Below are 10,075 nucleotides of genomic sequence, written 5' to 3' on the forward strand. Positions count from 1 at the left end.
GTGCGTGATGCCAACGGCTTTATGATTAAAGCGGATAAAGGTGAAGCAGGTTTATTAATTGGCAAAATTACCGCCCGTACACCATTTGATGGTTATACCGACCCTGCTAAAAATGAATCTTGTATTTTGAAAGATGTCTTTGAAGCAGGCGATCGTTACTTCAACACGGGTGACTTAGTGCGTGATATTGGTTTCCGTCATGCTCAGTTTGTTGACCGTTTAGGCGATACTTTCCGTTGGAAAGGCGAAAACGTTTCAACCACTGAAGTTGAAAACTTAATGTGTAGCTATCCTTCTTTAGCAGAAGCCGTAGTTTATGGGGTAGAAATTCCCAATACTAATGGCCGTGCAGGTATGGCAGCGATTACACCACACGAAGGTATGGAAATCGACTATGCACATTTACTAGAGCATTTACGCAAAGAAATGCCTGTTTATGCGATTCCTGTATTTTTGCGCCAACAACAACAAATGGAAACCACAGGCACGTTTAAATATCAAAAGAACAATCTGAAAAAAGATGGCTTTGATATTAATGCAACACATGGTGAACCATTATTCGTTTGGTTGCCTGGTACAACTAGCTATCAGCCATTAACTGCCGAAATTTGGGAAAACATCAATAAAGGCGCTTATCGCTTCTAATTAATAAGTTTTCTAAAAGGGCTGGATTTTCCAGCCCTTTTTGTTTTAAAAATAAACCAAAAACATCTTTACGCTTATTTTATAAGCACTTAACGCTTTTTTTTACATTCAGCTATTGCATTCAAAATAAATTCTAGTAATATATGCGGCCTCAGCGACGCTAACGCTGAAAACAAAAAAGATAGCAAGATGGGTTGGTAGCTCAGTCGGTAGAGCAGTTGGCTTTTAACCAATTGGTCGTGGGTTCGAATCCCGCCCAACCCACCATTCTTGCAAAATATGATAGTTTAATCAAAACTTCCTTTCTTATCTAGTCATCAAGATAATATCTTATTAATACAACTAATTAGATCCTGCTCTGAAACTTCTTTCACTAAATAGTCTTTTGCTCCCTGTCGTAAGCCCCATAGTTTATCCGTTTCTTGTCCTTTGGTGCTAATAATGACTATAGGAATGTGAGCTGTTTCGGGATTTTTTGCCAGTTGTCGAGTTGCTTGAAAGCCACTCATTTTGGGCATAATCACATCCATTAAAATGAGGTCAGGTTTTAGTTTTAATGCAGTTTCAATGCCTGCCTCACCTGTTTGCTCTGTTGTACAATGATGTCCATGTTTATGTAGGATTCCGCTCAGAGCTTCTAAATAAGTTGGTGAATCGTCTACAATTAAAATATTAGCCATGATGTACCTATTGTTTTTTCTTTAGTATTTTTAAAGAGTATAGTACATCACAATATTATTGCTGCTTTATTCAGTCATCATCATTTAGTGTGTTTGCAATCACAAATTTTGAATATGCCTAGGGTCTGTTGACGTTTTGCGTGTGAGCCGCGTTGCTGATAAAAATTGACTCAGACAAGGCACAAAACGCAGCTAATAGTTATTCTATTGGCAAGTTTTGTAACGTAGTATGAGTCAATTTTTAACGCAACCCACAGGGAAAGAGCTATTTTTTGAGGCTACTTCGTTACTCATCGCTTATTTGGAATAACCAAACTACACGATTCATGCCTCGTATCCTCTAAAAAATAGTCTCTTTCGCAACCACAATCAAAACGTCAACAGACCCTAATAGCTCCTAAATTAGGGGCTATTTTTGTCGTTTTAAAGCAGCCTTTTGTCGCATAAACACATGAACCTCGTCACACTTTCTGCTAATATTTGTTATACAGTTCACACTTATACTTTCTGCCTTTGTTAAATATACATGAGGTATATTTTTTTAGGGATAAACAATCATGATGAAATTAATTGCGTCTTTGACGAGTCCATTTGTGCGTAAAGTGCGTATTTTTTTAGCTGAAAAAAACATTCCTTATGAGTTAGTGGTAGATATTCCGTGGGATGAAAACACGCAAGTGCATACTGTCAATCCTTTGGGAAAAGTGCCTGTTTTGATTATTAATGAAGAACAACATACTTTATTTGATTCGCGAGTGATAGTTGATTATCTAGAACGTTTGGTGCCTAGTCCTGCACTCATTCCAGAAGCAGCAGAGGCTTTTATTCGTGTTAAACGTCAAGAGGCTTTAGCGGATGGTATTGCAGATGCAGCCGCAGCTATTTTTATTGAGCGTAAACGACCGATTGAATTACAAAGCACAGAATGGATGAGTCGCCAACAACAAAAAATAGATTTGGGCTTAAAGGCTATGTCAGAAGTGTTGGCAGATAATCATTATTTTGTTGCCAATGATTTTAGTCTTGCAGATATTAGTGCAGTATGTTGTTTAGGATATTTAGATTTGCGTTTTCCTCAGATTACATGGCGCAAACAATACCCTAATTTAGACGTATTTATGCAACGATTAAGTGATCGTGCAAGTATTCAATTAACTGTACCTGTGGTTTAAACTTCGTCCACTGCTAACAAAATAGGGGCTTGAGCCCCTATTTTATTTTTCAAAAGCAGCAACACCTGTCATATTGGCAGTACTGTTTCCTAATTGTGCTTTGACATCATAATTTACCCCAATCATGCTAGCGTCTTGCCCTGCAAAAAAGCCTGTTGCTGCACAAGTTTGGCAATTTTGTTGATTTACAATAAGATTAGTAAGAGTAAATTGTGTTCTTAACGCACTTTCTCCTTGAAAATTAACATTGCCTTGATTGCCACCATTAAAGTTCATATCTAATTTAATAGCATTATTGGCTTTGCTCGCAAAATCAACAGTAATTTTACTATTATTGTTGACCGAGAAACCTGTCAGAGGGCTAATGGTATTAGCAGGAGAGCCAACCGTTGTTGGGGTGACAATTGTGCCTGTTGGAGTTGTGCTTCCTGCGTGTAAATAGCTCACTACGCCAGAAGTGGGGAGCTGGGCGGTGGGAATACCAATTAAATAGTGAACAGTATCATTTGCCCCTAGATTTAACGGGCTATTACTGAGTTTGATATCACTATTAATCCAGCGTCCCCATGACAAAGTCTTTTTGTAATGAGTGACTTCTGAAACCATATTCGAATTAACTGTGGTTGGCAGCGCGTAACTCACTGTTGAGTTGTTGGTTTGGCTGTCAGTGGTTTTTAAAGCACCTGTTAAATTATCAAATAATCCAGAAGCATTGCTTAAGCTAGTTAACGTAGTGCTAACTTCAGGATTATTGTTAATTTGAGTGCTAAATAAGGCATGGTAAATGCCTTGGTTGCTGTTGGCTAATACGCTATCAGGTAATGGCGCAGAGCTGTTTTGGGCAAATGCAGCGACGCCTTGAGCTTTAATAAAGAAACCGTCATTAACAATGCTATTTACGCCAGATATCGTATAATTTAATGCAGCTAATTGACCTTCTTGTCCTGCTAAGAAACCAGACGCTGTGCCTGTGCATCCTAAACTATTACAACTATTGCCATTAGCAAGTTTGATGCTTAGGTTATCAAAGTTATAACTTCCAATATTATTATTAACCACTAACGTAGTTTTACCTGTTGCATTTAATAAACTGTTGGTTGTACCTGTTAAGTTAATATCAAGATTTAAACCCACAGTGTTCGCACCAAAATCAAAATCTAAATAGCTACTGTTAGCAAGCTGGCCATTGAGCGTTGCGTTGGTGTTGGCTGTTTCTAAACTGGGGGTTGTTCCACCCACAAAGCTATAAATCACCCGTTGGCTTGTCAATGCTGTGGGGATATTACTGGGGATACCAAGAATATAATGAACTTGTTGTTTACCAGATAAAATAAAGTCTTGGCTATCATTATTGAGGTCAATCCCGCCATTACTCCATACGCCCCATGTTAAACTTTTGTCTAAATGCTGTATTTGGCTTAATGTTGCAGCTGAAACGACGGTATTATTTTGATTAACGGGTGTTGAGCCAAAACTATTGATACGGTCATTAGCGGCATCATAAGCTAATTGTAAACCACCTGTTTGGCTGTTAAAAACAGCACTTAGCCCATGGAATGGATTGGGACTATTGTTAATACCTGCATTGTTGCTTAACAACAAGGAGTAGTTATTATTTAAGCTGGTTGTTAAGCGTTGTGTGACAGGAATAATATTATCAATAGTGGTAGGAGTACCACCTGTTAAAATAGCCGCACCTGATAAACTACTGAGGTTTTTACGCATTACTTCATATAAAGCCCCCGCATCATTCCCAGAAAAGAAGGCATAAAAGTTAACAGGGCAGTTTTGATTGTTACAACTATCATTACTTGCTACAGCAAATAAATCATCATTTAAACCATTAAGACTAAAACTACCCATATTAAATTGGTCGGATAGTGTTAAAAAGCGATCGTTTGCATTAACGCTATAATTAACACCATCAACACTTAATGCCATATCTAAACTAGCAAGTGGTTGAACATTGAGGTCTAAAGTTAAATTTAATTTAGTTAATTGACCTATATTTTGGCCACCACGAACAGGTGTGGCATGGCTTGGGTCAGCAAGACGATAGGTGACTTTTTGGTTATTGCCTAAATCTATACGACTGGCTGTGCCAATGATATACGGAATAAAGCTTTGTGCGCTAAAGTTTGCAGCCTTGTCATAAATAAGGTTATCAACAAAAGCCATGCTGCCATTTGTCCATTCACCTAATGATAAACTACCAACTTGTTTATGACTAATGACTTGTAATGGTGTTTCAGGATGACGAATATCGAGTAATAAACTATTATTTGCAAGGCCATTATTGGCTAAAGCAGTGTTAACTAAGCCAACTAAACGACCTACTTGTATTCCATCTGCTGACAGGCTATCAAAAGCACCCAAAATATTTTCGTGGACATAACTACCGCTAGTCCCTTTGAGTAAACTGGCAAAATGACTGGTGCGAGCAATCCCATTGACACTTTGTATATAAAAAGGCTGTACTTGAAAAATAGGCTGACCATTATTTTGACTTTGTTCTCCAGCCACAAAGTCCGTATTTAAGCTCAAATTATTGAGTCCCAAATTGAGCTCTTGAGGAGGGAGTGGTTCGCGAGGTGTATCTTCAGGCTTATTTTGATCTTCTCGCGGTTGAGGTTGATTAGCTAATACTTCAGCCATAATCCCTGCAGGAGCTGGCTCTGGGGCTTTTGTCGATTCCATTTGAAAGGTTTGACCTGTTGGAATATTGCGACTACCAAAATCGTTAGCAATATTAACAATCCCTTTATTAACAGTGACCAATAAGCGGCCATTAGGGTCTTGTGTTGCTGTATAAGCAGTACCACGAATACCGATAGTGCCTGCAGGTGTTTTGACGGTGTAATTAGCACGATTAACACGGCCAATTGCGCCACTAATGGTTCGCATTCCACCACGGACAAAATTAAAAACTAAATTACCATCTTGAGGTTTATTACGAGCATACGTGTAATTATCTAGGCCAAATACGGTATTAGGTTGCAACGACAATAAACTACCGTCTGTAAAACGAATTTGTAAACGGCCTTTGCCTGTTTCTAAGCGTTCACCACTATTTAATAACTCACCTTTGGCAAGCACACGTTTTGTGCCATTAGAACTAATAGCAGTGACATCACCAATGACAAAAGTGACTCGACCTGCAACGTCTGCGATGGTTTGGCCTGAGACTAAACAACCAATCAAAGCCGCTAAGACGCCTTTACTTGTTAACAGTGACTGTTTACTTAACATGATTTGCTTGCTCCCTGTTAAAAGTCTAGGTGTAAATCTACGCCGACAACGTGGCGTGTATAGTCATTTAAGGCTAAATTTGCATTATTACGCGTATAGTTATAACGAGGTTGTAGACGATATTGGTTATTAATTACCCAAATTGCACTGAGCTCATAACTGATCTCTTTGTCTTCGCGTTTTGTCGAAAAAGGTAAAAACTGATTTATTTGATCGTAACCACGTTTTTCAAAACTTAAATGACTGTTGAAGCGTAAGTTATCTTGATAATTAATACTTCCACCTAAACGTAAACCATTAAATCCGTGACTAAAATAATCAAATTGACTGTCAGTAGTATTTTCTTGGCCTGTATAAACGCTGGTATAAAAAGTTGGGCTAAAGCGCATCTCTAATTGTTGGGAATAAGCTAGTCCAAGTGTAAAACGATTGGCATCACGAGCAGACTGTGTGTCATAACGTGATTGATTGTATTGGCCAAAAGCGGCGATTTGTCCTGTTTCACCAATTGGCTTTTGTACTTGAGTTAATAAACCAAGCACATCACGATAAGCTTGACCATCTAAGCCCATTTTTTGTAACTGTAATTTACCTTGTACAGAGTAGTTACCAATATTTTTTAATAATCCAGCATTTGCATCAAGGGTGTAATAATCAAAGTTATTATTATCAAACAAGGTGTAGTAACTCAGTGCGCCATCAAGTAAACCAACCAGATCAGGATTAAATTGATACTGTAAACTGCTACCCATTTGTGTTTTAAGAACGCTACTGGTTTCTCGATGGGGGACAGTCAAAAAAATAGTAAAGTTATTAAAGCTTGGAATAGCTATTTTAGAGTTTTCGGTAGCATTGTTGATATTTGAATCATAGGCTGCACCAATTTCTACAAAGTGATTAATTTGACGCTTTTTATTATCTTCGACTTGTTTGGTAATGCCTAAGTATTGGTCAACTAAGTTTTGTACTTGAGGGGGAGGGTTATACTCTTTGACGGTCTCTAACTCTTTGCGGCTACTTGTGGTTTCGCCCAAAGCAATATGAGTGCGTGCCATTTGCACTCGACAGGGGCCATTATTGGGTTCTGCTCCTAAGCAACGTTCAAATGCAAAAGCGGCTCGACTAGGTTCACCTGCCTCTAATAGCACCATGCCATATAAATAATCATAAGCAGGCTCACCTGCTCGTTGATCTTCAAGAGGTGCTAATAAATCATAGGCTTGAACGATTTGTTTATTATTTAAAAATGTCTCAGCTTGAGTTAAGACGGTATCTGCCCATGTAGTTTGTATGGAAAGGCTAGTAATCAATATAGCAAATGATAAAAGACGCATAGGGCTCTGTCCCTGAAAGAGTTATTTGAATAATTTTAATGCGCTTTTGATAAATGTGCCACGTTTAATTAGGGGCTGTTGACATTAAAACATCAACAGCCTCTTAGACTATTGCAGCATCAGAGATTATTAACCACCTTGGTTGTTTTGTGGGTTTGGCGTCGGGTTAGCAAAACTAGCTGTACCATTGGCTTCGATGGATGTGGCTTGGCTACCTTGTACTGTACCATTAATACTATATACAACGCCTGCGGCTGTTGGTGCTGTTAGATTGCTAGTTGCTACACTACCAACAGCACCAAAAAACATACCATTGGCACTAGCTGTACAATTAGTACAGACTAATGGGTTTTGAGCTGAGCTTGCAGAAACATTCAGATTATTAAAGCTAAAATCATTGCTCCCAGCAGCTAATGTACCTGCTCCGCTGAGTTGTAAGGATTGCAAGCTATTGGCTTTAGTAAAACCATTAAGTTCTAAACTTAAGTTGGTAGTTGCACGACCAAAATCAACCATGAGACTACCACTATTGACTTTGGCAATATCAAAGTTAGTATTTATTTGGTTATTGTTGATTGTTCCAAAAACAGCACTTGCTGTACCACCAACGAGGCTATAAGTGACTGATCCAACATTAGGAATTGCTGTAGCAGCGGTTGGTAAACCAATTAAATAGTGAATGTTATCATTTGCAGTTAAATTGATTGGAATATCATCGTTGCCTGTAGCTAAGCGACCATTTGTCCAACGACCCCATGACAAGACTTTGGCAACGTGGCCAACTTGTTGAATTTGCGCAGCACTTTTTGTTGCCGAACCAACTGCACCATAAAAATTAGGCGTGTTGGTAAAAATAGAGGCAGAAGCAGCCATTAAACCTTGTGTTTTACTGTCAAAAATAGCAGATAAATTATTTGCTGCTGTTAGTTTAATGGTTTTGTTATCTGCAGTAATAATCGGTTTGTGTGAAAATAAAGCGGAATAATCACTGTTTAGAGATGAAGCTAAGGTATTAGCGATATTATTGTTTGAAATAGTGCTTTCAGTACCTGTTAATGCGGCTACGCCATTAATTGCTGTTAAATTTTTGCGATTAATTTGGTAAACAACACCTAAGTCATTGCCTGATAAAAAGGCAGATAAATCAACAGGGCATTGAGAATTAGCACAAATGTTGGCAGTACTGCTTGTTGCAAATAATTCTTCTTTGGGCAAAATAAAACCACTGAATTTTTTATCAGCACTAATATCTAAAATAGGATAATTAGAAAGTTTTGCAGTATAAGTTATACTTTTAACATTGGCAGCCATATCAACTGATACTAAAGGCATTAGATTGAGATCGATATCAATATTTAATTTGTTTAAAGTGCCTATATCTGTACCAGCACGTGCTGGCGTAGCCCCTGCGAGTACATAAGAGACTTTCATATTATTGCCAAGACTTTTTTCGGCTGTTGTGCCAACAATGTAGGGCATAAATTGTTTGTCAGTCAGAGTCAGTTGTTGAACCGTCCCTAAATACGGATCAACAAGGCTGGCACTGCCATTTGTCCATTCACCAAATGATAAAGAGCCTATTTGTTTAACATTGGTAAATTGTAGTCCACCGACTTTTTTGCGAGTGTCTAGTAATACTTTACCACCGAGATTGTCAGCAGTTTCGGCTGTGCCAATTAAACCAACTAAATTGCCAACTTGTTGGCCATTATCACTAAGTTCACTATATAGTCCGATGACATTAGGATAAATTTTTACCCCAGAATTACCCGTTAATAAACTACCAAAACTACTTAAACGCGGTAAGCCATCACGCAGTTGGATAGAGCTTTGCAATAAAGGGGAGCCATCTTGGCTGACTTGGTCGCCAACAGCTGTGTCAGGTTTTTTAGTATCAGCAATTTGTCTGTTTTCTTCTTGTGTTGCTGATTCAGGATTTTCAGCTCTGGCGGAGACTGTTGTACCAGCAGGTGCTTGGTTAGGGGCTTGGCCTGTTTCTACCTGAAAAGTTTGTCCTGTATTAACATTACTGGAGCCAAAGTTATTTTCTAGGTTAACAATGCCGCTGCCAACTGTAAGTAACAATTTGCCATTCGGCTCTTGGTTGGCCGCATAACTTGTACCACGAATACCAATCGTGGCAACGGGGGTTTGTACCTTGTAATTAGCACGGTTTACTTTGCCTATCGCACCACTAACAGTACGCATTCCACCCCGTAAAAAATTGAATAACAACGAACCATCGTTAGGTTTATTTTTATCAAAACTGTATTTATCTAAACCAAATACCGTATTAGGTTGTAATGAAATAAAACTACCATCAGTAAAGCGAATTTGCACACGACCACGATTGGTTTCTAAACGTTCGCCACTATTGACTAATTCGCCTTTTACTAAAGTACGACGTGAGCCGTCTGTGGCCACCGCTTCAACATTGCCTGATACAAAATTAACTCGACCCGCAACATCGGCCAAAGCAGTACCTGAAAGAGTGTAAGCAATTAATAGACTTAATAAGCCTTTTCCATTGAGAGAAGTAGATAAATAATTCATGGTGAGTTTCCTCCTTGTTACATATCAACACGCAAATCAATGCTGATTACATGCCGCGTGAAGTCGCTAAACGCAATGTTTGATTGGTTGTCACTATAATTATAGCTAGGAATTAACGAAAAGTGTTTATTTATTCGCCAGTTTGCGCTGAGGTTAACATTCTTTTCGGTATCGGTACGATTTAGATTTAATAATGGATAAAGACCATCATTATGCTCGCGTTTTTCTTGGCTGAGTTGTAGGTTAGTGGATAAGTTATCCATCAGACGTAAACTGCTGCCTAAACGTAATCCCTTAAACTGATAACTAAGATACTCGACGGATGTATTACTAACATCTTCATTGCCACTATAAGCACTTACATAAAAAGAGGGAGTAAATTGCAAATCAAAAGCACGAGAGTAGGCGATGCCTGTATTGTTGCGTTTGCCATCTCGGGCAG

Annotated in this window: 6 protein-coding genes, 1 tRNA gene and 1 pseudogene; 3 read left to right on the forward strand and 5 right to left on the reverse strand. The window is 38.6% G+C overall.

The features are described 5' to 3' along the window. A pseudogene (locus Q0212_RS11975) lies at positions 1-645 on the forward strand (long-chain-acyl-CoA synthetase); the annotation flags it as partial. A 191-nt stretch (positions 646-836) separates the two neighbouring features. After that, positions 837-912, forward strand: a tRNA-Lys gene (locus Q0212_RS11980). 50 nt (positions 913-962) lie between these two features. Here Q0212_RS11980 and Q0212_RS11985 read toward each other — a convergent pair. Then, a complete protein-coding gene (locus tag Q0212_RS11985; RefSeq protein WP_297925801.1) occupies positions 963-1,325 on the reverse strand; it encodes a response regulator in 363 nt (120 codons plus the stop codon). 557 nt (positions 1,326-1,882) lie between these two features. Between Q0212_RS11985 and Q0212_RS11990 the strand changes: the two genes are divergently transcribed. Next, entirely contained in the window at positions 1,883-2,497 is a 615-nt protein-coding gene (locus Q0212_RS11990; protein WP_297925802.1) for a glutathione S-transferase N-terminal domain-containing protein, read from the forward strand. Between the two features lie 42 nt (positions 2,498-2,539). Here Q0212_RS11990 and Q0212_RS11995 read toward each other — a convergent pair whose 3' ends face one another. The 4 genes from Q0212_RS11995 to Q0212_RS12010 form a co-directional block, all read right to left on the reverse strand. Continuing rightward, the gene (locus Q0212_RS11995) at positions 2,540-5,746 is read right to left on the reverse strand and encodes a FecR domain-containing protein (RefSeq protein ID WP_297925805.1); all 3,207 of its coding nucleotides are present in this window, start codon (positions 5,744-5,746) and stop codon (positions 2,540-2,542) included. Between the two features lie 17 nt (positions 5,747-5,763). Next, complete coding sequence (locus tag Q0212_RS12000) at positions 5,764-7,080, reverse strand: tetratricopeptide repeat protein (RefSeq protein WP_297925807.1); 1,317 nt, start codon at positions 7,078-7,080, stop codon at positions 5,764-5,766. Positions 7,081-7,209: 129 nt separating this feature from the next. After that, entirely contained in the window at positions 7,210-9,633 is a 2,424-nt protein-coding gene (locus tag Q0212_RS12005) for a FecR domain-containing protein (protein ID WP_297925809.1), read from the reverse strand. 17 nt (positions 9,634-9,650) lie between these two features. Further along, a partial coding sequence (locus tag Q0212_RS12010; protein ID WP_297925811.1) for a surface lipoprotein assembly modifier occupies positions 9,651-10,075 on the reverse strand: 425 nt, incomplete at its 5' end.

The organism is uncultured Agitococcus sp., assembly GCF_937920075.1.
GTDB lineage: Bacteria > Pseudomonadota > Gammaproteobacteria > Pseudomonadales > Moraxellaceae > Agitococcus.

Coding starts and splice junctions, on each gene's coding strand:
- Q0212_RS11995 (WP_297925805.1), bottom strand. CDS start 5,746: ATGTTAAGTAAACAGTCACTGTTAACAAGTAAAGGCGTCTTAGCGGCT.
- Q0212_RS12000 (WP_297925807.1), bottom strand. CDS start 7,080: ATGCGTCTTTTATCATTTGCTATATTGATTACTAGCCTTTCCATACAA.
- Q0212_RS12005 (WP_297925809.1), bottom strand. CDS start 9,633: ATGAATTATTTATCTACTTCTCTCAATGGAAAAGGCTTATTAAGTCTA.
- Q0212_RS11985 (WP_297925801.1), bottom strand. CDS start 1,325: ATGGCTAATATTTTAATTGTAGACGATTCACCAACTTATTTAGAAGCT.
- Q0212_RS11990 (WP_297925802.1), top strand. CDS start 1,883: ATGATGAAATTAATTGCGTCTTTGACGAGTCCATTTGTGCGTAAAGTG.